Annotated in this window: 21 protein-coding genes; 16 read left to right on the forward strand and 5 right to left on the reverse strand. The window is 61.1% G+C overall.

Annotation, left to right across the window (positions count from 1 at the left end; all coding sequences use genetic code 11):
• The first annotated feature begins 162 nt into the window (after nt 1-162).
• The 5 genes from Q362_RS0102620 (at nt 163) to Q362_RS0102640 (ending at nt 5,527) form a co-directional block, all read left to right on the forward strand.
• Nucleotides 163-1,938, forward strand: coding sequence for a cyclic di-GMP-binding domain-containing protein, MshE-related (locus tag Q362_RS0102620; RefSeq protein WP_157469836.1), 1,776 nt, complete (start codon nt 163-165; stop codon nt 1,936-1,938).
• A 166-nt stretch (nt 1,939-2,104) separates the two neighbouring features.
• Nucleotides 2,105-2,476, forward strand: coding sequence for a response regulator (locus tag Q362_RS0102625; RefSeq protein ID WP_028317414.1), 372 nt, complete (start codon nt 2,105-2,107; stop codon nt 2,474-2,476).
• Between the two features lie 58 nt (nt 2,477-2,534).
• On the forward strand, nt 2,535-3,002 hold the full coding sequence (locus tag Q362_RS0102630) for a chemotaxis protein CheX (RefSeq protein WP_051553537.1): 468 nt from the start codon (nt 2,535-2,537) through the stop codon (nt 3,000-3,002).
• 47 nt (nt 3,003-3,049) lie between these two features.
• Nucleotides 3,050-3,505, forward strand: a complete 456-nt coding sequence (locus Q362_RS0102635; protein ID WP_028317416.1) for a chemotaxis protein CheX — start codon at nt 3,050-3,052, stop codon at nt 3,503-3,505.
• Nucleotides 3,506-3,685: 180 nt separating this feature from the next.
• Nucleotides 3,686-5,527 carry a hypothetical protein gene (locus Q362_RS0102640; protein ID WP_028317417.1) on the forward strand — a complete coding sequence of 614 codons (1,842 nt, stop codon included), beginning with the start codon at nt 3,686-3,688 and terminating at the stop codon, nt 5,525-5,527.
• On the opposite strand, the gene Q362_RS0102645 is transcribed toward Q362_RS0102640, so the two are convergent.
• Complete coding sequence (locus Q362_RS0102645) at nt 5,528-6,619, reverse strand: sigma-54 interaction domain-containing protein (RefSeq protein ID WP_028317418.1); 1,092 nt, start codon at nt 6,617-6,619, stop codon at nt 5,528-5,530.
• On the reverse strand, nt 6,609-7,121 hold the full coding sequence (locus Q362_RS0102650) for a cyclic nucleotide-binding domain-containing protein (protein ID WP_028317419.1): 513 nt from the start codon (nt 7,119-7,121) through the stop codon (nt 6,609-6,611). The genes Q362_RS0102645 and Q362_RS0102650 overlap by 11 nt, the downstream gene beginning before the upstream one ends.
• A gap of 181 nt (nt 7,122-7,302) precedes the next feature.
• Between Q362_RS0102650 and Q362_RS18785 the strand changes: the two genes are divergently transcribed.
• Nucleotides 7,303-7,791, forward strand: a complete 489-nt coding sequence (locus Q362_RS18785; protein WP_051553540.1) for a thermonuclease family protein — start codon at nt 7,303-7,305, stop codon at nt 7,789-7,791.
• A gap of 67 nt (nt 7,792-7,858) precedes the next feature.
• Here Q362_RS18785 and ftsH read toward each other — a convergent pair whose 3' ends face one another.
• A complete protein-coding gene (gene ftsH, locus Q362_RS18790) occupies nt 7,859-9,658 on the reverse strand; it encodes an ATP-dependent zinc metalloprotease FtsH (protein WP_035215322.1) in 1,800 nt (599 codons plus the stop codon).
• A gap of 1,046 nt (nt 9,659-10,704) precedes the next feature.
• Between ftsH and nrfD (Q362_RS0102670) the strand changes: the two genes are divergently transcribed.
• Nucleotides 10,705-11,898, forward strand: coding sequence for an NrfD/PsrC family molybdoenzyme membrane anchor subunit (gene nrfD, locus Q362_RS0102670; RefSeq protein WP_028317420.1), 1,194 nt, complete (start codon nt 10,705-10,707; stop codon nt 11,896-11,898).
• Nucleotides 11,899-11,979: 81 nt separating this feature from the next.
• On the forward strand, nt 11,980-12,423 hold the full coding sequence (locus tag Q362_RS18795; protein WP_157469838.1) for a MerR family transcriptional regulator: 444 nt from the start codon (nt 11,980-11,982) through the stop codon (nt 12,421-12,423).
• Nucleotides 12,424-12,623: 200 nt separating this feature from the next.
• Here the strand turns inward: Q362_RS18795 and Q362_RS24705 are convergent, their stop codons facing one another.
• Nucleotides 12,624-15,029 carry a sigma 54-interacting transcriptional regulator gene (locus Q362_RS24705; protein WP_084312213.1) on the reverse strand — a complete coding sequence of 802 codons (2,406 nt, stop codon included), beginning with the start codon at nt 15,027-15,029 and terminating at the stop codon, nt 12,624-12,626.
• Between the two features lie 336 nt (nt 15,030-15,365).
• On the opposite strand from Q362_RS24705, the gene Q362_RS0102685 reads away from it, so the two are divergent.
• The 5 genes from Q362_RS0102685 to Q362_RS0102705 all read left to right on the forward strand — a co-directional run bounded on the left by Q362_RS0102685 (nt 15,366) and on the right by Q362_RS0102705 (nt 19,404).
• Nucleotides 15,366-16,133, forward strand: coding sequence for a 4Fe-4S dicluster domain-containing protein (locus Q362_RS0102685; RefSeq protein WP_028317422.1), 768 nt, complete (start codon nt 15,366-15,368; stop codon nt 16,131-16,133).
• A gap of 21 nt (nt 16,134-16,154) precedes the next feature.
• Nucleotides 16,155-16,862, forward strand: coding sequence for a c(7)-type cytochrome triheme domain-containing protein (locus tag Q362_RS21920; RefSeq protein ID WP_051553542.1), 708 nt, complete (start codon nt 16,155-16,157; stop codon nt 16,860-16,862).
• Nucleotides 16,863-17,494: 632 nt separating this feature from the next.
• Entirely contained in the window at nt 17,495-17,728 is a 234-nt protein-coding gene (locus Q362_RS0102695) for a hypothetical protein (protein WP_028317423.1), read from the forward strand.
• 45 nt (nt 17,729-17,773) lie between these two features.
• Nucleotides 17,774-18,958: an NrfD/PsrC family molybdoenzyme membrane anchor subunit gene (gene nrfD, locus Q362_RS0102700; RefSeq protein ID WP_028317424.1), complete on the forward strand. Its 1,185-nt coding sequence runs from the start codon at nt 17,774-17,776 to the stop codon at nt 18,956-18,958.
• A gap of 77 nt (nt 18,959-19,035) precedes the next feature.
• Nucleotides 19,036-19,404: a MerR family transcriptional regulator gene (locus Q362_RS0102705; RefSeq protein WP_028317425.1), complete on the forward strand. Its 369-nt coding sequence runs from the start codon at nt 19,036-19,038 to the stop codon at nt 19,402-19,404.
• A gap of 439 nt (nt 19,405-19,843) precedes the next feature.
• Here Q362_RS0102705 and Q362_RS23395 read toward each other — a convergent pair whose 3' ends face one another.
• Nucleotides 19,844-20,038, reverse strand: coding sequence for a hypothetical protein (locus Q362_RS23395; RefSeq protein ID WP_157469840.1), 195 nt, complete (start codon nt 20,036-20,038; stop codon nt 19,844-19,846).
• Nucleotides 20,039-20,103: 65 nt separating this feature from the next.
• Here Q362_RS23395 and Q362_RS0102715 point away from each other — a divergent pair, with 65 nt between their 5' ends.
• The 3 genes from Q362_RS0102715 (at nt 20,104) to Q362_RS0102725 (ending at nt 23,686) form a co-directional block, all read left to right on the forward strand.
• Nucleotides 20,104-20,886, forward strand: a complete 783-nt coding sequence (locus Q362_RS0102715) for an enoyl-CoA hydratase/isomerase family protein (RefSeq protein ID WP_028317427.1) — start codon at nt 20,104-20,106, stop codon at nt 20,884-20,886.
• A 95-nt stretch (nt 20,887-20,981) separates the two neighbouring features.
• A complete protein-coding gene (locus Q362_RS0102720; protein WP_028317428.1) occupies nt 20,982-22,157 on the forward strand; it encodes an acetyl-CoA C-acetyltransferase in 1,176 nt (391 codons plus the stop codon).
• A gap of 281 nt (nt 22,158-22,438) precedes the next feature.
• Nucleotides 22,439-23,686 (forward strand): hypothetical protein, encoded by a 1,248-nt coding sequence (locus tag Q362_RS0102725; RefSeq protein WP_028317429.1) that lies wholly within the window; start codon nt 22,439-22,441, stop codon nt 23,684-23,686.
• The last annotated feature ends 76 nt before the right edge of the window (nt 23,687-23,762 follow it).

A 23,762-nucleotide genomic window follows, 5' to 3' on the forward strand; every position in this document is an offset into this window, starting at 1 on the left:
TCTGAAAGAAGGGCCGTGCCTGCGTCCATGCGCTGCGGCAGGAGATGGCGCGGCCGCCGTCGGGCGGGCTGGTGCGATGGCAGGAATTGGTGTCATTTTTTTGGCAAGGGCCGGGGCGGTTCGTCCAGGTCTGCCCGTGGGATGCATGACCGGGGAGGGACAGTGGCGGCGGAAGACAGACGGCGGTTGATCGCGTCCTTCATCGACGAATCCCTGGCGATGCTTCGCCGGCTGCATCCTTGTGTCCGCGCCCTGGTCGCGCAGCCGGACCGCGGGGATCTCCCGGCCGAAGTCATCGGGCGCGGGGTGTGCCTGTTTCATTTCATCGAGGCAACCGCTGCGACCCTGGGGTTCGATCACCTGGCCGCACCGGCGGCGGCCATGGTATCTCTGCTCGACCGGGTCCGGTCCGGCGTTGTTGTGCTGAGCCCCTGCCGCATCGCCCTGTTGGCCGAAACCTGCACCTTTTTCGAACACGGATTGACATTGGCGCTGGAGGAGCAGTCCGACGGACGCCTGGCCGGTTCCGCCGCCGGACTGGCCTCGGCCGTGCGACTGGCCGCTTCCCCGGAACAGGAGGGCTTTCCGACCGGGAATCCGGGCACCGGGGCGGTGGCGGATGCGCGGGAGGCGTTCTTTCGGGACATGGTGCACCTGGTGGCCGCCGCGGAGCGGGAATGTGTCCTGTGGCATTTCATTGCGGTCGATCCGGTTCGGGTGGCGGAGCTGTCGCGCCTGTTGCACCGGTTGAAGCAGCATTTTGCCCTGCACGATTTTCACGACCCGGAACGGATCTGCCAGGCCCTGGCTGCAATGCTCATCCGGTGTGCACGGGGCGAGCGCTTGCAGACCGAGTATCCCGAGCGGACCCTTTTGCGCTGTCTCGGCGCGCTTCGCTCGGCGCTCGCCGCCTTGCCGCTGACCAACGATCTGGTCGTGCCCGATGTCGAACAGCATCTGGCGGCCATCCAGGGGCTGATGCACCAACCGCTCGGCGAGCTGCTGATCGAGGCGGGGCTGGTGGACCCGGCCACAATCGACCAGGCCCTGGAGATGCAGCGTTCCGAGCCGGTCGGCCATGCGCGCCGCCTGGGTGAGGTCCTGGTCGCCATGGGCCGGCTGAGCCCCGAGCAGGTGGCGCATGCACTGCGCGAACAGCGCGACAGACGGGCGCAGGCCCCCGGACCGGCGGCGGCTGGCGAGACTGGGGGGGAGACGGCTCCGGCGATGCCGTCGGCGGTTCGGACTCCGCCGGAGGACGCCAGCGATGACCACAGGCTCGACCGGATGCACTTCGTGCTCGAACAACTGCTGGCCATGGGGCCTCCGGACGAATACCTGCCCCTGCTGGGCGAATTGCGGACAATCGTGGACTCCTGCCGCCGCAGCGCTCTCGTCTCCCTGGCCGGTCGGTTGCAGCGGATGGTCCACGACCTTTCCCGCCGGAGCGGCAAGCGCGTCCAATGTGTCGTCGAAGGGATCGAGACGCTCCGGGAAACGGGCGCAACGGCTGTCTTGGCCGATGCCCTGCACCATCTCCTCCGCAACGGCGTCGAGCACGGCCTGGAACCCGTTGAGGAGCGGACGCGATCGGGGAAGAGGGCGACCGGCAGACTCCATCTGCTGGCCCTGTGCCAGGGGGAGGAGGTCTGGATCAGCGTCGAGGATGACGGCCGGGGATTCGATGACGGGCGGGTGGCCGCTCTCCTCATCGGGCGGGGCCTGGCCACCGCCGACACCATCGCCGGTCTGACCGGCCGGGAACGCATCTCCCTTCTGCTCAGGGAACCGCCGCTTCCGTTGCCGGAAGCCGGTCAGCGGGACGGAGGGCTTGTCGCCGTGCACAGGACCGTGCGGGGAATCGGCGGCACCGTGCATGTGACCAGCCGCCCGGCCAGGGGTGCCTGCGTGACCCTGCGGGTGCCGCGGCGGCGGTGATCCGTTCGGGGGAAAATACCGGGACGGCACGAAGAAACCTTGCGTTCCCCTTTTTTCTGTTGATAGAATGATCTCCACGAGAAATCCTGCTTTGTTCACCGGCAGTTGAAGCAGGGCTGTTCAAGATTGGGCCGGTGGCGTGTCGAAACGAAAAGAGGAGAACAGAATGGCAAAGAATGTACTGCTTGTCGACGATTCCAGCACCATGCGCAAGATCATCAGCCGATCGCTGCGCCAGGCCGGTCTTGATTTCGGCGAGATCTACGAGGCCGGCGACGGTCAGGAGGCCTTGGCCATGCTGGAAAAGGAAGCCATCGACATCGTGCTGAGCGATATCAACATGCCGAATATGAACGGAATCGAGTTCCTGCGCGAGAAGGCCAATCGTCCGGGAATCAAGGATATTCCCGTGTTCATGATCTCGACGGAAACCGGCGAGGACATCATCGGTGAAGCCAAGAGCCTGGGGGCCATCGGCGCCCTGAAGAAACCCTTTACCCCGGAGAAGGTCAACGAAGTGCTCGGGCCACTGATGTGACGGATTCGGCGCAGCCGGTGTCCACACTTTTATCCGGACGATCCTGAAGGGGGACAGTTTGAACAGCTTCGCGGAAATCAATGACAAGCTTATCGAGTCGACGATCGAGATTTTCACCGGCATGGTGATGATGGAGGTCGCGTCGGCCGGCGACCCGTTGGAAAAGATAGGGCCGCTCAAAAAATCGATCACGGGCATGGTCGGCCTCGCCGGAACCCATAAGGGCGTTTTGGCGGTTCATTTTCCCAATGAAGTGGCGCTAGCGGTCACCAGTAACTTTCTTGGGATGGAAGTCGGTGAAATCAATGAAGATGTTCAGGACGCCATCGGCGAGATCGCCAACATGCTCGGCGGCAACCTGAAAACCATCCTTTCCGATCGGGGCAGGGATATTCAGCTCTCCCTGCCGTCAACCATATTCGGCGACGAATACGCCTTTTCCTCGCAGGCGGAAAGCGAGCAGGTCATCCTGCCGTTTCAATCCCCCAACGGCATGTTCTACGTCGAAGTCGAGCTCGAACGTTGAGTTGCCTCGCCACCCCTGACGCCAACTTTGCTGCGGGAGCCCTGTCATTGGAACTGGAACAGTATCTCGTTGACGCCACGATGGAGGTGTTCGCCTCCATGATTTCCATCGATATAGCCCCGGAACCGAAGGGAGGCGGGCTCCCGGCGGTGGCGGCGGACATATCGAGCCTTATCGGCCTTGCCGGTGATTTCAAGGGGTTTCTTGCCGTTCACTGCCCGGAGCCCGTGGCGCTCGGCATCACCTCGGCCATGCTCGGCATGGAGGTGACGGCGGTGGACGACGAGGTCAAAGACGCCCTGGGCGAGGTCGCCAACATGGTTGCCGGCGGTCTCAAGATCGGCGTGGCCACGGAGGGTAAAAAGATCGGCCTGGCCATCGCCACCACCGTCGTGGGAAAAGCCCTCCGCACCGGCGGTCTTTCCGGGGCCGACAGGGCTGCGGTCGCCTTTGCCACCCCGCTCGGCCGGTTCGGCGTTGAAGTCCGCTTTGTCCTTTCGTGAGGGCAAGGGTTAACTCTTTCCGCGCGGATGCCGAAACATGAGGTGGGAAGATTGGTGCGCGGCTTGCAGGGATGGTTGCCGCCGACACCCGCCGATGCGGGTGAGGTATCGTTTGCTGCACCACGGGCGCGGCACCGCGCATGATCCTGAGTGAGGGATGAATTTCGCCTTGTTTCTGCGATGAAAGCCAGAGAACGTTTCGACAAAATACTGCTCTCCTGCCATGAGCGGATTCAGGATGAAGTCTCGGCCCTGATCGGCAAGCCGTTTAAACTGGGCGAGCCGGAATTCCGTCAGGTGAGCAAGGAGGAACTCTTTTCCGAACCCAGCGGCAAGCAGGTCCTGGCCCATATCCGCCTGGAAGGCGATCTTCAGGGGCATGCATGCGTGCTGGTCGGCATCAAGGACGCCATCCATATCGGCGGCACCCTGATCATGCTGCCTGAATCGGAACTGGAAGTTGTGCTGGCCGAACAGCAGTATTCCGAGGAGGTGAGGGATTCCTACGGGGAGGTTGCCAATATTATCTGTGGGGCCGCCACGGTGACCCTGGAGGAGCAGTACCCGAAAAACGTGCGCCTGGTGCGGAGCGAGCAGGAAATCGTTGTGCCGGTCAAGGTGGAGATCGAGTCGGATCAGCCCATCCCCGATATCCCGTATTACCTGATGACCGCACCCATGCAGATGGAGGGGCACGATATGGGGCCGTTCCGCCTGGTTTTGCCCGCGGCTCCCTTCGGCCTCGCGGACCAGGCTGCCACCGCCGCACCCAACTCCGCCAAGGCGCCGGCGGCCACGGTGCAGCGTGGCGATGCCGCGCCGGCGGAACCGGTCGGCGTCGTCGAGCGCCCATCCTCGGTGGAAACCTCCGAGGAAGTCGGGGTGCTGGAGCGGCCGGTCGAGGAACAGGCCGAGCCGGCGTCTTCTCCCGGAGTGCGGGCTCCACGTAGGCATGATGTGGCCCGGCAAAAGGAACTTGTCGACCATCTGCTGGAAAACGGTATGGCCAGGATGGGTGAGGAAGTGAGCGCCCTGCTCGGCGGTACCTTGACGGTCGTGCCTGAAAAAAACAGGGTGGTCACCAAGGGCGATTTCCTCGATCAGGCCGGCGGCAGGCAGATTATGACCCGGATGGAGATCAGGGGCGAGAACCAGGGAGAAGCCTATCTGTTTGTCGACGTCAAGACAGCGGTTTATTTGGGTGGTACGTTGATCATGCTGCCCGAGGGCGAACTGGAGGAAACGGTCCGGAACGAGGATTTCGGGGACGATGCCCATGACGCCTACGGGGAGGTGACCAATATCATCGCCGGCGTCTATACGGCCCTTTTCGAAAAACAGTACGCCGGCAAGATCGGGTTGGTCAAGGTCTCGATGGAGCAGGTCGTTCCCGTCAAGATCGATCCGGACTCGGACGAGGTGTTCGCCAACCAGGCCTATTATCTCTCCCCCGGTCAGATCCAGTACAACGGCCGCGATTTGGGCCGGTTTCAGTTGCTGATCCCCGCCAGCGCGCTCGCCTTGGAAGACCTGCTCCTGACCGGCGAGACGGCCGCGTCCGCCGAGGTCAAGGTCGAGCCGACGGTCGGCACGCCTGCGGCCACGCCCGCAGCGGCACCTGTCGAGCCCAGCCGTCTGCGCGAGAAACCGGAGGAGAGCCCCGATATCCTCCTGTTCACCGACGATGACGGCGAAGCGGGCCGCATCGCCGAAACGCTGACCACGCTGGGCTATATCTGCCGCCGCCTCCATTTCAAGGATCCCGTCCACAGTGTCCTGACCCCGCGCATCCGGATGGTGTTTCTGGTCATGCGGGAGGCGAGCGAGCAGGGATTCGGGATGGCCATCAAAATCAGCAGCGCGGGCCTGCCGGTGCCCCTGGTGGCCGCCGGTCCGGCCTGGACCAGGACCCTGGTGCTCAAGGCCGTGAAATACGGTGCCTGCGACATCCTGGTCACCCCGGCCTCACCTGAGGATATCCGGGAAAAAATCGAGGTCAATCTGGTGCGGAAAGCTGCCTGATCAGCCCTGCTCCCCTTCCTCGTCTTCCGTCCAACTGGCGAACAGCTCCTTCTTCTTGATTTTTTCCAGCAAGGTGGTCCGTTTCAGGTTCAGCAGTCGGGCCGCCTCCTTTTTGTTGCCCTGGGTCAGCTTCAGGGCCTGCACGATCAACTGGGTTTCGAAATCGTTCACCAGCGCGTTGAAATCGATGCCCTGTTCCGGCCATGTCTCGGTGGGGACAGGGGGAGGTGCGGACGAGAACAACAGCATCTGCTCGGGGCGGCTGACGTCATCCTGCCGGTGGTGCGAGGTGTTCCCTTCGAGTGCCGCGGCGGGTGGGGCGGTGCGGTATTTTTCCGGGAGATCGTGATGCCGCACCATCGATCCGCCATGCAGGATGGTCATGTGCTGCACCAGATTCTCCAACTCCCGGACGTTGCCCCGCCAGGGAAGGGTGGCGAGGGTCTGCACTGCGGTCTGGTCGAATCCCAACAGGGGGGTTTTCTTGGTTTTGCCGATGAATTGGACGAAATAGTCGATGAGCAGGGAAATGTCTTCCGATCGCTCGCGCAGGGGCGGGATGGACAGCGGGATCACGTTGAGCCGGTAATACAGGTCTTCGCGGAATGTTCCCTCGGCCACCATCTGCTCCAGGTTGCAGTGGGTGGCGGCAATGACCCGGACATCCACCGGAATCGGTTTGAGGCCGCCGACCGGCTCGAATTCCCGTTCCTGGAGCACACGCAGGAGCTTCGCCTGGAGCACCGGCTTCATGTCGCCGATTTCATCGAGAAAGAGGGAGCCGCCGTTGGCGTATTCGATCCGGCCGATCTTCGGGCCGGTGGCCCCGGTGAACGCCCCCTTGGTATAGCCGAACAGCTCGCTTTCCAGGAGATCGTCGGGGATGGCGGCGCAGTTGACCGGGACGAAGTGATGTTCGCTACGCGAACTGTGCGCGTGGATCGCTTTCGCCACCAGTTCCTTGCCGGTGCCCGATTCACCCTGGATGAGCACGGTGCTGTCGTCGTCCTCGGCAAGTTTGCCGATCAGTCTGAACAGCCGCTGCATGGCGGGGCTTCGGCCGATGATTCCGTACAATGCGTCAGGGGCCATGGCGTTCGTCGGGGAGTGTGTCCGCAAGTTGACTGGTGGTCAGGCGCATGTTGCGGCTCAACAGGCGCATGATCAATTTCAGGAGGGTGACGCCCAGGGAGGGGTGGTCCTTGGTGAGAATTTCGAAGCCTTTTTTAGTCAAGATTATGACAACCGAGGGCTGGCGGGCCACCACCGTGGCGGAACGCGGCGCTCGATCGATGACCGACATCTCGCCGATGGTATTGCCCTTGCCGAGACAGGCAACGACCCGGTGGTCGCCGTCGGTGGATTTCTTCAGGACATCGAGCAGTCCACGGACGACGAAACACATGAAGTCACCCCGGTCGCCCTCGATAAAAAGATGTTCGCCCCGCATGATTTCGGCGGAATGCATATGGCGGGCGAGGGTGTCGAGTTCGTCGGATCTGAATGCGTCGAACAGGGGAAGCGCCAGCATGATATCCCTGGTTTTTTCTTCGGTTTCCGAAAGGTTCCGCTCGGAGGCGACGATTTTTTTCATGCCGGTGGAGAAGGGTGCCAGGAGTGCCGAAAAAGTACAGTTTTTTGTGCTGCCCGGTACAATTTTTTGTAATGTTACCACAAGAGGGTTGCGAAAGACAAGCACCTTTCGCAAAAAGTGTCATTATCTTGACAATACACCGCAGGATGTCGGGCAGCGACGATCCGTCGTGTGAGGCCATATGAAGAGAATGTGCGCGGTGGTGCTCTGTTGCGGCCTGATGGTGTGTGTCGCGCCTGGAAAAACAGCGGCCGAGGTCTGGGAGGGTGTGGTCACCCGGGTGCTCGATGGCGATTCGTTCCGGATCAGGCGGGGGCAGCAGTTGGTGACCATCCGGTTGTACGGCATCGACAGTCCCGAATACGGGCAGGCCTGCTGGCGGGAGGCCAAGGATGGAGCCGCTGCATTACTGCTTCGGAAACAGGTGAACGTCGAGCCGGTGACAACGGATCGGTACGGCCGCACCGTGGCCCTGGTCGGTTTCCGGGGGCAACTGATCAATGCGGAGATGGTCGGTCGCGGCCTTGCCTGGGTGTATCGCCATTACTGCACGGCCCAGCCGGTATGCCGCCGGCTTGAATCGTTGGAGGAGATCGCCAGGTCGGAACGGCGGGGAATCTGGCGGGAGCAGCGGCCGGTGCCGCCCTGGGTATGGAAACATCGCCGATGAGCTGCATCGAGATGGATCGGGGCGGCCGATCCGGGCGGCGGCAAAAGCCGGGTACGGGTATATCCGCTCAGTTGGCGGCGCCTGTCCGGACGATTGCCTCGATCTCATCGCGGGAGATGGTTTCGCGTTCCAGCAGGGCGGCGGTGATGGCGTCGAGCAGACCACGATGCTCCGTGAGCAGGTGGCGCGCCGTGTCGTAGGCTGTCTGCACCAGTTTCCTGACCTCGACGTCGATGAGGATGGCGGTCTGTTCGCTCAGAATCTGGCCGGGTTGCCCGCTCAGCGGGTTGGCGGCCTTGAAGGTGAGCGGCCCCACCGCTTCGCTCATTCCCCATTCGCAGACCATGCGCCGGGCGATGTCCGAGACCCGCTCGAGGTCGTTGCCGGCACCGGTGGTCATCTGGTTGAAGACGATTTCCTCGGCGATCCGGCCGCCCAGCAGGGTGCAGAGGGTGGCGGACAGATAGGCGCGGTCATGGGAAACCCGCTCCTCCTCGGGGAGCTGCATGGTCAGGCCCAGAGCCCGCCCCCGGGGAATGATGGTCACCTTGTGCACCGGATCGGCGCCGGGCAGCATCCAGGCCACCAGGGCATGGCCGGCCTCGTGGCAGGCGGTGATCCGCTTTTCACGGTCGGTGATGATCAGGCTGCGCCGTTCCGCTCCCATCAGCACCTTGTCCTTGGCCGCCTCCAGAATCGCCATGGTGATGGCCGGCCGGTTGCCCCGCGCCGTCATCAGGGCCGCCTCGTTGACCAGGCTGGCCAGTTGCGCCCCGGAAAAGCCAGGCGTTCCCCTGGCGATCACCTGCCAATTCACGCCCGGATCGATCTTGGCGGTGCGGGCATGCACCTTGAGGATCTTTTCCCGTCCCCCGACGTCGGGCAGGGGAACCATGACCTGGCGGTCGAATCGTCCCGGTCGCAGCAGGGCCGGATCGAGGATGTCCTGGCGGTTGGTGGCGGCGATGACGATCACATGGTCGTTGGCATCGAAACCGTCCATCTCCACCAGCAACTGATTCAGGGTCTGCTCGCGCTCGTCGTTGCCGCTCGAACCGGCGCCGCCCGCGCTGCGGTGGCGGCCCACCGCATCGATCTCGTCGATGAAGATGATGCAGGGAGCCCGTTTCTTTCCCTCGTTGAATAGGTCGCGTACTCGCGAGGCGCCGATGCCCACGTACATTTCGACGAAATTGGAGCCGCTGATCGAGAAGAACGGCACTCCCGCCTCGCCGGCAATGGCCTTGGCCAGCAGGGTCTTGCCGGTTCCCGGCTCGCCGTAGAGGAGCACGCCGGTGGGGATCCGGGCGCCGGCGGCGGTGAATTTCTCCGGTTTTTTGAGGAAATCGATCAGTTCTGCCACCTCCTCCTTGGCCTCGTCGATGCCGGCGACATCATCCAGTTTGATTTTCGACTCCTCCGGATTGATCAATCGGGCCCTGCTCTTGCCGAAGGCCAGGGCCCGGCCGCTGCCGCCCGGGGTCTGGCCGCCACCCCTGCGAAGAGAGAACAGCCACAGGAAACCGAGGAAAAGAAGGGGCAACCAGGAAAGGAGCGTGTGCAGGAACCACGGCGTCTGCGGCGGCTCTTCCGCCTGAATGGTCACGTTGCCGCGCAGCAGACGTTCGAGGGCGTCGCTGGCCTGGGGCACCACGGTCTTGATGAGCGTTCCGTCGGTGTTTTTCCAGAGAACGGTGTCGCCGACAACGGTGACGTTGGCCAAAAGGCCGCTGTCCACCTTTTTCAGGAATTCGGTATAGGAGACGGTATGGGCGCGTTCCGGCGATTGCTTGCAGTAATGGAACAGCAGGAGAACCGCCAGGGCGACGAGCAACCAGATGGAGAGGTTTTTATAGAATTGGTGCATAAATCCGGGCCTCCTGGTCGGGATGGCGGAAATGAAACGAGTCGAGGGACGGGCGGCCTGTCGACCTGCCGCCAGACAGCACGGCGGAACATGGCCGCGGTCGCGCCATCGCAGCTTTTTTTAGAGCTACCACAATTTATGGAAAAGGTAAAGACGAGGGGGGAGACGAGAAAATCCCCTCCGAGGCCGCCACCTCGGAGGGGTAGGGGGAAGCATGCTCGTTTTCTGGAAAAGGCGAGTAGCTACCGCTGTTGTTGCACGAACCGTTCCATAACTAGCTGGGTGGCGTGGTTTCGGTTGCTTTGTTGAACTTGCCGATATTACATTATTTTTTATAAAATGACAACGGATGGTTTCTCGATCGGGTGCGACCTGACTTCGACATCCGACGCATTTTGATTCATGCGGGAGTGTTTATGGAATCGTTTTGCTTCTTATGTTGCAGAAGTGTCCCGGAAAAAAGTGACGGACGGCCCGGCATGCGGCTGGGTATTAAAGTTCGAAATATCACAATGATGCTGTGTGTGGTCATGGCATAATTCATAAATAATTATTTTAACATTAAGCTATATTTATTTAATGGGATCAAAATGAGCATGTAATTTACATTTATTTTGACAATTGAGACGAGTTTTTCTTGACAGGCGACCGGGGGCCGGATAAAAACGATCATACAGGAATCGAAGCGGCGTCGGTCGGGCTCCATGGGAAGCGCCAGGGGTGCCGGTGGACAGGAGGGGGACGGCATGAACAGTGGGGCACAAACCGGGCGGTGTCCGCCAACAGCGTCCGGGGTGCGATGAAGGTATGGACTGCCGGAGTACGGAGGTGGGTATGGAAGCGGTTCTGTTTTTCGTTATTTGGTTGGGGGGCGCACTGCTGCACACGTTGTTCGACCTGAGAATCAAGCCGGTTCTTCGGTCGGCCAGGGAAGAAAGCGACGTGCCCTGACCGGAATCGTCTGCATGGGTCAGTTGGGCAAGCAATGAACAGCAGAGGCGACGGCGTGCGGGCATGTCGGCCTCGGTACAGGAGGAAAAGGTGTCATGAATGCGATTTTAGCCAAGGTTTTGCCCCAGGAAGGGGGGCTTGAGGGCAGCAGCTCGGGGCTGTACAACGGGGTGATCGGCCTGATGGGGTTGTTTACCCTCGTGGGGGTTGCCTTCGGAGTGCATGCGATGTTCATCGGCCATGAGCATGCCTACGGCGTCACCCGTGAAGTGCCATGGGGGTTGATGCTCGCGGCCTATGTGTTTTTCGTCGTCACCTCGACCGGGCTCTGCCTGGTCTCGTCCATCGGCCATGTCTTCGGTTTTGAAGCCTTCAAGCCGATCGCCAAACGGTCGGTCTATCTGGCCATCGCCACCATCGTTTCCGGGTTTATGGTGATCTTCTTCGAGATCGAGAACCCCTGGAGAATGGCGGTCTACAACGTCATTTCGCCCAACCTCAGTTCCAACATCTGGTGGATGGGGACGCTGTACGGGGCGTATCTCTTCTTCATGCTGATCGAGTTCGCCCTGCTCCAGGCGGGAAAGCACAGGCTCGCCGGGATGTGCGGCCTGCTGGGCGTGATTTCGGGTATCGCCGCCCACTCCAACCTGGGCGCGGTCTTCGGCCTGCTGAACGGCCGGGAATACTGGCACGGTCCGTACATGCCGATCTACTTCATCGTTTCGGCCATGATGTCCGGTTGTGCCACGGTCATCTTCTTCCATTGGCTCGGGTACAAGATCAACGGCTGGCGGATGAGCGAGCAATTGCAGGAATCGCTCCGGTCGGTGGCCAAACTGGGAGCCCTGCTCTATGTGGTGATCATGTTTTTCACCACCTGGAAGTTCATCGCCGGTCTTTCCGGGCATCCGCCGGGAGAATATGAAGCCTTCATGGCCCTGCTCAACGGTCCCTTCGCCCATAATTTCTGGTATGGAGAAGTGGCTTTGGGGCTGGTGATCCCCTTTGCGATCATTCTCGCGGTCCGGGCCAGGAACCTGACCGCCATGGCCATCGGTTCGGCGGCAAGCATCGTCGGCATCTTCGTCATGCGCTACGACCTTGTGATCGTCGGCCAGATCATTCCCGGATTCCATGAACTCAACATCGTCGGGCTCCCCCATATCCTGCCCTATGCGCCGACATTGCACGAATGGATGGTGACCCTGTCCGGGTTCACCTTCTGCGGCATCCTCTTCATGATGGGCGAGCGGCTGTTCCGCGGTCATCTGTCCGAGGATCATTGATGGCAACGGTGTCCAGGGGACGGGCGGTCGGCAGCGGCCCGCCGTCCGTCCCCGGCGCCCCTCGTTGACAGGGAGGGCGGTATGGCGAGAAAGAGAACGGAAATTCAGGCGATTCGGTCCGACGTGCCGATCTACCCGATTGGCGTTGCTGCCAAATTGCTCAACGTGCATCCCCGAACCCTGCGGATTTACGAACAGGAAGGCCTCATTAAACCCGTCATGGTGGGCAACCGGCGGATGTTTTCCGCCGATGACATTCAGTGGATCACCTGTCTGCGGACATTCATCCACGAGGAAGGCATCAGCATTCCGGGGTTGAAGAAATTGCTGGACTATATTCCCTGTTGGGAGGTGGCCGGCTGCCCGGCTGCGGTCCATGAGCGGTGCGCGGCCAGGGTCGACCGTGCGGTCCCGCGGACCCTGCACCGGGTCGGGGACAAGGCCGCCGAGGCGGAGGCCAAGGAGCAGGACCGGCAGAACCGCGAACAGGCTGGGCAAAAAAAAAAGCGCCGGTCTTCCGCTTGAATGGGGCGAGAGCGGCATGGTCTGCACGCCGCGCCATCGGGGACGCCGCGCGCCGCTTCTGCTGCTGAGACGAGATGGACGGCGCGTGGGACATCGCCGTCCGGAACGGGGAGTCGGCTGAAATGCGGCCGATCGTTTCCCCATAAAAAAAGCATTCCGTTGAGACGGAATGCTTTTTTTTGTGCCCTGAAGCCCTGGGGTTAATCGTCTTGATCGCTCTCGTTGTTCAGCGGGTTGGCAATGCCGTAGCGCTCGATTTTTCGGCGCAAGGTGTCCTTTGAAATGCCCAGCTCGCGGCAGGTGGCCATTTTCCGCCACCGGTTGCGGTCAAGGCTCAGAACGATCGCCTGCTTCTCCATCTCCTCCAAGGTCTGGGGACCTGCGTCGGCGCGGGCACGGGGAGCGGCGGCTTCATGGCCGGCGGCAAAGGGTTCGGGGAGATGGTGCGGCTGAATGTATCCGCCCTCGCACAGGATGAACGAATATTCGACGACGTTCTCCAGTTCGCGGATGTTGCCGGGATAATCGTAGCGCATGAGCAGCGACAGGGCGGCACCGGAGATGCCGACGATGTCCTTGCCCTGCTGTGCGCTGTACTTCTTGATGAAGTGGTCGATGAGCAGGGGGATGTCTTCCTTGCGCTCGCGAAGCGGCGGCAGGCTGATCCTGACCACGTTGAGCCGGTAGAAGAGGTCGTTGCGGAACGATCCCTCGTTGACCAGGGCCTCGAGATCGCGGTTGGTGGCGGTGATGATGCGGACATCGGCCTTGACCGGGATGTTGGAGCCCAGCGGTTCGTATACCTTTTCCTGCAGGACCCGCAACAGCTTGACCTGGACGCTGCCGGGCAGGTCGCCGATCTCGTCGAGGAAGAGGGTGCCGCCCTCGGCGGCGGCGAAGCGGCCGATCTTGTCCTTGCGGGCGTCGGTGAAGGCGCCGGCCTTGTAGCCGAACAGCTCCGATTCCAGCAGGGTCTCCGGCAGGGCGGCGCAGTTGACGATGACAAAGGGTTTGTCCGAGCGCTCGCTCGCGTTGTAAAGGGCGCGGGCGATCAGCTCCTTGCCGGTGCCGGATTCGCCGAGGACGAGCACGGTGCTGGGGCTGCGGGCTATTTCAGGCAGGATGTTGAACAGCCGCTGCATGGCCGGCGCCTTGGAAATGATGGCGTCGAAGGTGTATTTCTGGCTCAGTTGCTGGCGCAGGGAGGTGATGGCGGTGAGGTCGCGGAAGGTCTCGACCCCGCCGATGATGTTGCCTTCGTGGTCGGTGAGCGGGGCGGCGCTGATACTGATCGGCACCTTGTCGCCGCGGCTGTTGCGGATGGTGATCGAGCGGTTGGCCACCGGCGCGCCGGTGTATAGGCTTTCGGCGATGGCGCAGTTCTTGCCGCAGATGGATGAGTGGAAAATGTCCGAACAGGACATGCCCATGGCTTTTTCCCTGGTCCAGCCGGTGATCTCTTCGGCGGCCCGGTTGAACGAGGTGATGTTCCAGTTGCGGTCCACGGTGAACACTCCGTCGGCGATCGAGTCGAGGATCAGGCTCTCGCGGATGGACGAGGTGTTGTCGCGAAAGGTCTCGATGCCGCCGATGATGTTGCCGAAGTCGTCGAAAAGCGGCGCCGAGCTGATGGTGACCGGAATGGAGTTGCCGGCCTTGCCCTTGATGAAGATGGCGCGGTCGACGAACCTGCTGTTGCCATCGATGGCTTTCTGCAGCAAGCAGTCGCTGCCGCACACGCTGGAATGAAAGACGTCCCGGCAGGGTTTGCCGATCACCTCGTCCTGGGTCCAGCCGGTGATGGATTCCGCGGCCCGGTTGAACGAGGTGATGATGCGGTTGTGATCGATGGTGAAGACGCCGTCGGCCACCGAGGCCAGGATCAGGTCGTTGTGGAGCGATTCGGAGCAGTCGTGAAAGGTCTGCACCCCGCCGATCACCTGATTGTTGAGATCGTAGAGCGGCGACAGGGTCAGGGAAAGGGGAAAAAAACGGCCGTCCCGGTGGGTGGCGAAAACGGTGTGGGCGATGAACGTTTTCTCCTCTTCGATCGAATATTTGATCAGGCACTGGTTTTCGCAGAATTCCGGCGGGAAGATTTCCTGGTATTTTTTGCCGATCACCTCTTCGGTCTGCCAGCCGGTGATCTGCTCGGCCGCCCGGTTGAACGAGGTGACTTCCAGGGCCCGGTTGACGGTGAGCACGCCTTCGGACACCGAATCGAGCAGCAGATGGCAGTACAGCAGTTCATTGTTGTCGTCGAGGGTGACCAGCGCGCCGGCCAGCGCCCGGTCCTTGTCCCACAGCGGCGTGACCGTGGCGAGCACATCGAGCCGCCGCTGGTCCTTCTTGTCGTCGAACAGGACCGATTGCAGGGAAATCGAATCCTCCCAACCGATCTGGTTGATGAGGTCGAACATATTGCCGGCGGTTTTCTTGAAAACGATGATCTCGTCCATGGACCTGCCGAAAAGATCGCTCAACGGCCTGCCGGTCAGGAGTTCGGCATTCTTGTTGAGCCCGACGATCCGGCAGTTGCGGTCCAGGTGAAAGAGGGCGAGGGCATTGTGGATCAGGTTGAGTTGCTTGACGAGATTAGCACGCATGGGATGTGAGGCTCTTGGCTGAGGAGATGTTCACGGCAGGGACAGGGGAAGTGTCACGGGGATCCGGTTCCGCGTCAGGAAACGATGCCGCATTGTGGCGTACGACTGCGGACCGGCCGTTCTGGACGCCGGCTGTTCCCCGGCGGAGAAACGGCGTGCCACCATGTATTTGAAAACTTGCTCTTCTCAAGGTTTTGGAGTATGTTCCCGTGTTGTTTTTTGAGGATAAATGAGTGACCATTCATTCGCGGGCTTTCTTTTCTTTTGCTGGAACAGGGTATTGTAGCACACGGTGCTCAAGTCGTCTTTATTACTTTTTTCTGTTGAGGGCATGGAATGAACATTAAGGAGCTGGAAAAATTAACCAATGAAGGGGTGGACAACCTGCCTTCCCTCGAACGCCGTACCTTTTTGCGCGCCGGCCTCGTCATCACCGGATTGTTTATGGGGGGGACGGTGCTGTCGCTCACCTCCGCCCGTAACGTCGAGGGCGCCGTGGGTTCCATGCCGAAGGATGAGAAATACCCCTATAAACCGCATTACAGCATGGTCATGCGGCAGAACCTGTGCGTTGATTGCGAACGCTGCATGGAGGCCTGCGTCCGAACCAACCACGTGCCGTCCTATGGCTGGCGGACCAAGATCCTTGAACGGGCACGCAACATCGGCCCCGGACAGAAAGAAACAATTTTCATGCCCGTTCTCTGCAACCAGTGCAACGAGCCTCCGTGCGTCCGCGTCTGTCCGACCGTGGCAACCTACAAGGACAAGACCACCGGCATCGTGATGATGGAGAGCAAGAAATGCATCGGCTGCAAAACATGCATGGCCGCCTGCCCCTATAACGCGCGCTACTTCAATGAGGAGACCCGGGCGGTGGATAAATGCAATTTCTGCTGGGATACCCGCCTCACCAAGGGCATGAAGGATACGGCCTGCGTCGAAGCCTGCCCCGCCGACGTCCGGGTCTTCGGCGATCTCAGCGACCCGAACAGCGAGGTCTATAAGCTCGTGCATCAACCGGAGACCACGGTGTGGGTTCTGCGGCCCGAAACCGGCGCTCTGCCGAACGTATTCTATATGAATGTGACCTTGGATATATAAAGGATAAAAGGAGAGAAGAACATGAAAATGAAAGCGCTTTTGATGGCTACTCTGTGTTTTGTCGCGGTCGCGGGAACGTCCTTGGCGACGGCGGAAAAGGATACCGCCGCCCTGCCCGAGCCCGCCGGCGATGCGGCGCCGGCAAAACAGTACGAATCCTTCGGCGACACGCAGATTGTCGACATGGAACCGGTCAAGCACATGTTCAGTCACAAGTCGCATGTGGTGACCGCCGGCCTGACCTGCGACAGCTGCCATCCGAGCCTGTTCGAGCGCAAATGGGGCGCCGCCAAGGCCAAGGGGGATTACAACATGGCCTCGCTGGAGGCCGGCAAGTACTGCGGCGCCTGTCATGACGGCAGCACCGCCTTCAATACCACCGGGCCGGAAACCTGCAAACTGTGCCATGGCAGCGATATGAAGCAGCCGGAGGTGATCGTGTTCAATCGGCCGGTCAAGGGGGTGGTGTTCAGCCATAAGGAACATGTCGACATGGGGTTGGATTGCGCCAGCTGCCATGACAGTGCCTTTGAAATGCGCAAGGGCGCGGCCGAGGAAACCCCCGGCAAGTTTACCATGCGGGCCTTCTATGCCGGTAAGTATTGCGGCGTCTGCCACAACGGCAACATCGCCTTTGCCGCCAATACCCGCTGTACAACCTGCCATATCGGCGTCAAGGGACTGGAGAAAATGTCCAGCAAGGCAGCCGCCGACGAAAAGAAACACTGATTGATCACCTCCTGGGGCGGGTTCTGGACCCGCCCCGGTTTTCCCCCTTCTCTTTCCCCTTCCCGCTGTCCGTTTTTCCAGCACTTCCTGCTGACAATTTTTCTCCCTGGACGATAAACACGCCGTCGCGGCGCGGTGGTGGTGCTTATTGTGGGCGTATTATGCGCCATTTTCGTGAGTCTATCTCGTAATAGAATGATTTTTCTCTATTTTTTCTGAGGCGTTTCGGGCGATGCCGGATGCTGTGGCGAGGGGCGGCAGAACCTGTCCAGACGAGCCGCTCCCCTAGGCGCAGGGCCGCCAATGCCGTATCCTTCCCGGAAGATCGACCAGTTATCCTTGTGACGATGCGGCCGGGGAAATCGTGTCGACATGGCGCATTTTGCGCCATTTGCTGGCGGGTTGTTGGATTGTTTTACGCCATCTGTGGAAATATTCTGCCAAGCCGTATTCCCCGCCAAAGATACACATCCACTGTTGCATATAATTTTTATTCCATGAGTTCAGATGGTTGACTTCGATGTTCGCCGAGTCTCCCCGTGTTCGGCCGAATGGCACACCCCTTGCCTTGGTTAGGGCAACAGGCGCGCCAACCAGTGCGCCAACCATTGCCCACGAACAAGAGGCCACCCATGAACATCGCGTTGCAGCGGCACATCACCCCGGACGGAAACGATGGCGGTCGTTTCCGTCTCTCCTGGGTCAGGGCGCACCTGTCCCAGATCACCGAATTTTTCTGGTTCTGTCTCAGCTTTATTCTGTTCCTGCTCATGGGACCGTTTTCGGCCGTCGTCGTGCTGATCGGTCTGGGGTCCCTGGCCAGCGAGGAGAAGAGGGAGCGGATGAGGGAACCGGCACGGCTATAACCATTGCATTCATTCCATTGAGTAAAGAAAACGAGGAGGTAGAGTATGGCAAACGGATTTTCCCTGGCCACGACGGCGGAACCGGAGGTGGCGAACTCGCTGGTCAAGGGCATGTCGATAGTCTTCGGCCTGATGCTGGTGATCGGCGTCGGTGTCGGCCTGGCCGGCTTTTTCATCGGTCATGAGCATATCTTCAACAATACCCGCGAGGTCCCCTGGGGGCTGCTGATCGCGACCTATGCCTTTTTCGCCATCATGTCCACCGGGCTGTGCCTGCTCGCCGCGATCAGCCACGTGTTCGGAGGCAACAACCTGGCGCCGCTGGCCAACAGGATGGTGTGGATTTCACTGATCACCATTCTCAGCGCCTTCACCGTCATCGGCATGGAAATCGAGAATCCCTGGCGGATGGCCATCTACAACGTCATCTCCCCGAACATCACCTCCAACATCTGGTGGATGGGAACGCTTTACGGGCTGGCACTCGCCTTTATCCTGCTGGAGTTCTGGCTGATCCTGACCCGGCACTTCGCCCTGGCCCTGGCGCTCGGCATTCTCGGCGCCCTAGCCGAAGTGGCCGCCAACACCTGTCTGGGCGGCGTCTTTTCCACCCTGGCTGCACGGCCCTTCTGGTATGGCGCGCAGCTGCCGGTCTATTTTCTTGCCTGTGCCTTTCTCTCCGGAGCGGCGGCCGCCATCCTGTTCACGCACTATGCCTATCTTCTCCGCGGCCGGGCGATGGAACCCCATGTCCTTGCCGGCGTTCAGGGTGCGGGCAAGATCCTGCTGCTGATGATTGTCCTGGTAACGGTCGCCACCTTCTGGCGCATGGCGTCCTTTTACGTGGGCGGCGTGACCGACGGCCGGATCGCGGCCGATGCCCTGTATTCCGGCCCCCTGGCATTCAACTTCTGGGGCCTCGAGGTGGGTGTCGGTCTGGCCGCTCCCGCTTTTCTTCTGGTGGTGACCCGCATGAAGAGCGTGTGGGCGATGTCGACGGCCGCCCTGATGAGTCTGGTCGGTATGTTCGTCGCCCGGCTCGACATGGTCGTCGGAGGGCAGATCGTGCCGCAGTACCTGGGCTTCGACGGCCTGCCCGCCTATCTTGATTACACCCCCTCCGGCTATGAATGGCTGGTGGTCCTTGCCGGAATCGGCTTCTGCGGCCTCGCGTTCCTGCAGGGCGAGCGATTCTTTGGCAAGAGTTTCACCGAACATGCCGCCCATTGACAAGAAACAACCGGGCACGGACGGCGGCCGGAGCGCACGCGCTCCGGCGTCCCGTCCATGTCGCGTGAGGATTGACCATGGTTGATGAACAGAAAGCAATATTCACGATCGGTGTGGCGGCGCAGATGCTCGGCGTGCATCCGCGAACGCTTCGGATCTACGAGGAGGAGGGCCTGATTGCCCCTCTGCGCAAAGGCAAATGGCGCTACTTCACCATGAATGACATCAAGTGGATCGAATGCCTGCGGGAAATGATCCACGAACACGGCGTATCCATCGCCGCGGTGAAAAAGCTGCTCCAATACACGCCCTGCTGGAACATTACCGATTGCCCCTTTGAGAAGCGCAAGCAATGCACCGCCTTCATGGCCAACGGCCTGATCCCGCGCAAAATCGACAAACAGCGGGTGCGCAAGGTGCAAAACGTGGAGAGCGAGGCCGCATGAAGATCGTGAACGGGCGATTTGCCCTGCCCTGATCCCTCGGCGCTGTCCCAACGAAGGCCCGCGCTCCGCCCGACGGCGGATGTTTTCCAAACCACGCCCCCTCATGAACAGACATGGGCGACCAGGTCCGGCGCACCCGTGCCTGACGCCGTGCGGCGCGCGGTAAAAAAAAGTCCTGTTGCCGGCTTGCGGCCGCCGGCGACAGCATACCCGCCAGCCATCCGGTCCGATCCCGCCTCCTCCCGGTTGGCGCGGGTCGGACCGTCTTTGTTCGCCGCCCAGGCAGACGACGTGTCCGTCCACCTCTTTCCCCCGCACCCTCCCACCCGGTCAAGCCCGCACGCACGCATGCGCACCATCATCTTCCCAGTTTTCCTGATGGGCGTGTGTAGCATATCCTTCAATCGATATTATCTTTTCGTTTCAACATATTAGCTCCTCATATCCCGTTCTCTCCGCCGCGTGCGCGGCGCATGCTGCACCATTTGCTGCACCGTTTGCCGCCGTTTCCGTTCGGCCTCATATTTTTATTCGATATATTAACAAGTTGTTCGTTGCGTACCGGTTGGTACGCCGCGTGCATTGCCAGGATTCCGGTGGCGTATTCCGCATCGCCCAGCGGTTCGGCATTCATCGCCCGCTTCCGGAAACAGCCGGTGCAGGGTGAGGACGCGACCCGTGTGCGCACGGAGTGAGGACATGAAGTATCAGACGATCAGCCTGCGGAAGGAAAGCGGTCTGGCCATTTTGACCCTGCATCGGCCCGACGCCCTGCATGCGGTGAACAGCCGGATGCTCATCGAATTGGGCACGGCGCTGACCGACATCGAACGGGAAGAGGGAATGGCCGGCGTCATTCTCACCGGCGGGGCCCAGTGTTTTTCCGCCGGCTTCGACATCGGCGAAATCAGCGGATGTGTCACCGTTGCCGATCTGCGCCGGTTTTTCCGGGAGGCGCATGCCGTTTTCGAGCGTCTGGAAGAGTTGGAAAAACCGGTCATTGCCGCCATCGCCGGCCTCTGTCTCGGCGGAGGGTGCGAACTGGCGCTGGCCTGCGACCTGAGAATCGCGACTGACAACGCCTCGTTCGGGCAGCCGGAAATCAAGATCGGCATGATTCCCGGTGGCGGCGCCACCCAGCGGCTGCCCCGGTTGATCGGCATGACCAGGGCCAAGGAATTGCTGCTGACCGGCGACTATGTCGATGCCGCGGAAGCGGAGCGGATCGGCCTGGTGAACAGGGTCGTTCCCGCTGCGTCGCTGCTCGAGGCGGCAAAGGCCCTGGCCCATAAAATCCTCCAGCATTCGCACGGCGCCGTCAAGGCCGCGAAACTTGCCGTCAACGGCGGCATCCACATGGATATCAAGGCAGGCATGGCCCACGAGGCCCGTTGTCTGGACGCCCTGTTCCCGACCCAGGAACGAAAGGAAGGGATATTGGCCTTCATGGAAAAGAGAAAGCCGGTCTTCAACAAACCGTAGAACCAGGAACACGAGCGCGGCCGCCCTCTTTGAACGCGACGGCGCCTCCATTCATGCAATCAGGACGAAATCGTCATCATTTATAAGGAGAACATATGCGAGAAGCAGTGATTGTCAGTGCGGTCCGGACCCCTTTGGGCAGCTTTAACGGCACCCTGGCCACCACGGGCGGGACCAAATTGGGAGCCCTCGTCATTGCGGAGGCGGTTCGCCGCGCCGGTATCGCCAAGGAGGAGGTCAACGAGGCGATCATGGGCATGGTGCTGCCCTGCGGCTACGGGCAGAACCCGGCCAAGCAGGCGGCGATTCAGGCCGGTTTGCCCTGGGAGGTCGAGGCGATCACCGTGAACAAGGTCTGCGGTTCCGGATTGAAGGCGGTGATGCTGGCGGCCCAGGCGGTGCAGACCGGCGATGCCGACGTGGTGGTCGCCGGGGGCATGGAGAACATGAGCATGGCCCCCTATTACCTGAACAAGGCACGTTTCGGGTATCGCATGGGCGATGCCACCATGCACGACCACATGGTGCACGACGGCCTGTGGGACATTGTCAACGACTTCCACATGGGCATTTCCAACGAACTCTGTTCCGAACGCTACCAGGTGAGCCGCGAGGATCAGGACCGGTACGCCGCCGAATCCTACCGGCGGGTACTGGCCGCCCAGGCCGCCGGCACCTTCGAGGCCGAGATCGTGGGCGTGGAAATTCCCCAGCGCAAAGGCGAACCCAAGGTGTTCTGGCAGGACGAGTGTCCTCAGCCGACCAGCTACGAACAGCTGGCCAAGATGAAGCCGGCCTTCAAGCAGGGCGGGGTCACCACCGCCGGCAATGCCTCGATCATCTCCGACGGCGCCGCGGCGGTGGTGGTGATGAGCAGGGAGAAGGCCGAGGCGCTGGGATGCACGATCATGGCCACCATCGGCGCCCAGGCGTCCTACGGCATCGACATGAAGTACGTGCTGGTGGCCCCCATCTGGGCCGTGCCCAAATGCCTGGACAAGGAGGGCATCGGCAAGGACGACATCGATCTGTACGAAATCAACGAGGCCTTCAGCGGCTCGACCTTGGCCGCGCTCAAGACGCTCGAACTCGATCCGGCCAAGGTCAACGTCAACGGCGGCAGCGTGGCCCTGGGGCACCCGATCGGCGCCAGCGGCTGCCGGCTGCTGGTCACCCTGCTGCATGAAATGGTCCGCCGGGACAAGAAGCGCGGCCTGGTTTCGCTGTGCCTCGGCGGCGGAGAGGCCGTGGCCATGATCGTCAAGCGGTGATCCCGTCTCTTGTTCGCGTACGCGGGCGGGCAGGAGCCGTCTCCGACCGCACTGGCGGTGGGGAAGACACAAGGCTTTTTTTTATTCGTTGAGAGACCGTTCCGGCCGTCATTGCGGCCATCGGAGGCGCACACAAAAAAACAGGGCTTCATTGTCCAGCAAAGCCATTGCAGGAGGATCGTTTGGTGGTGGCGGGTTCGGGGGGACTGGAAAGCGGGCCCGTCACCATTCTGTCAGGAGAGGAGAAGGGTGTTTGTATCTTAAAGAAAGGAGGAGGGCGTATGGCAGGAGGAGGATTGCAACCACGTTGGGGACAGCCCCTGACCGGCATTGTCTCGTTGTGCTGTTTTTTCGTCGTGGCGATGGTCACCTGGTTCGTTTTCAGCGATCCGCGCGGTCCGATCGGGTGGTTTCCCTATCCGTTCGTCATGTATCTCGCCATGATGATTCTGGTCGGGCTCTGGCAGCACATGTTTCTCGGCGACTGGCCGTTCCAGAACATACGCCAGCCCCTGCGCGGGGTGATCATGACCATCGCCAACCTGGTCATCGTCTGGTTCGTGATCGATGTCCTCTTCTACCGGGTGCTGGGCACCGGCTTCAATTTCCTCAGCTATTACGGCATGGAGGCCGCCAATGCCGCCGGCAAACTGCCCAAGGTGGCCGCTGCCGGGGCATCGGGGCAACTGGCCCGGGTGGCGGTGGTCTGCTTCGTCCTGATCGGCTTCTATTCCTATCCGGTGTTCACCATCTTCTTCGGCAAGTGGCCGGTGATGCCCTCCGATCTCAAGCAGCCGGCCAAGGGGTTGGCGGAGATCGGCTGGGCCTCGCTGGTCACCCTCTTTTTCTACGCGGTGCTGATCGTGCCCTTTTTCGGCTCGGTCTATCCGGGCGCGGTGCTGAACCCCTCCTGGTGGGCGGCGCTCGGCGGCACCGGCCATGTCCACTGGGTATTCGGCTGGTGGGAATGGGCGATCATCATCCTGTTCATGACCCCCAATGTCTGGCGGATGAAACCGTGGACCCTGATCGACCTGCCGCAACCCTGGAAGGGGCTGGCGTGCATGCTCCTGTCCTTTGTCGGCGCCTACGCCGTGGCCCTGCTGTGCCGGCAGCTGACCCCGCTGTGGGTTCCGGCCGAGACTTTCCACCATCTCGAGGCCGCCAAGGGCGCCGCCGAGGTGCAGCGGTTCCTCTGGCTGCACGCCGCCGAGATCGCCGGGTTCACCCTGATCCCGTTTCTGATCTGGCACCATTACTTCGACGACATGGTGCCTGGCGCCAACCCCGACAACTGGGGCGGCTTTCTCTTCCGCACAATCGGTGTCGGCGTTTTCGCCGCGATCAGCTACGCCATTTTCTACTTCGGCAACTTCGGTCACTGGGGGCTGGGCAACCACCACATGACCGATCTTGCCGAGCGGTTTATCCACGGCGAGTCGCTGGTCTGGAACTTCTGGTGGATCATTCCTCTGCTGTGGAACGAATGGTTTTTCCACAAGTGGCCGTTTTACGTGGAGAAGCATTGATTTTTCCCGGTGACGGCGCCGGCAAGGGTACGCCGTCATCGGCCGGGCTGAACCGGAAACACAAACACTACAATCA

This window comes from Desulfobulbus elongatus DSM 2908, assembly GCF_000621145.1.
Classification (GTDB): domain Bacteria; phylum Desulfobacterota; class Desulfobulbia; order Desulfobulbales; family Desulfobulbaceae; genus Desulfobulbus; species Desulfobulbus elongatus.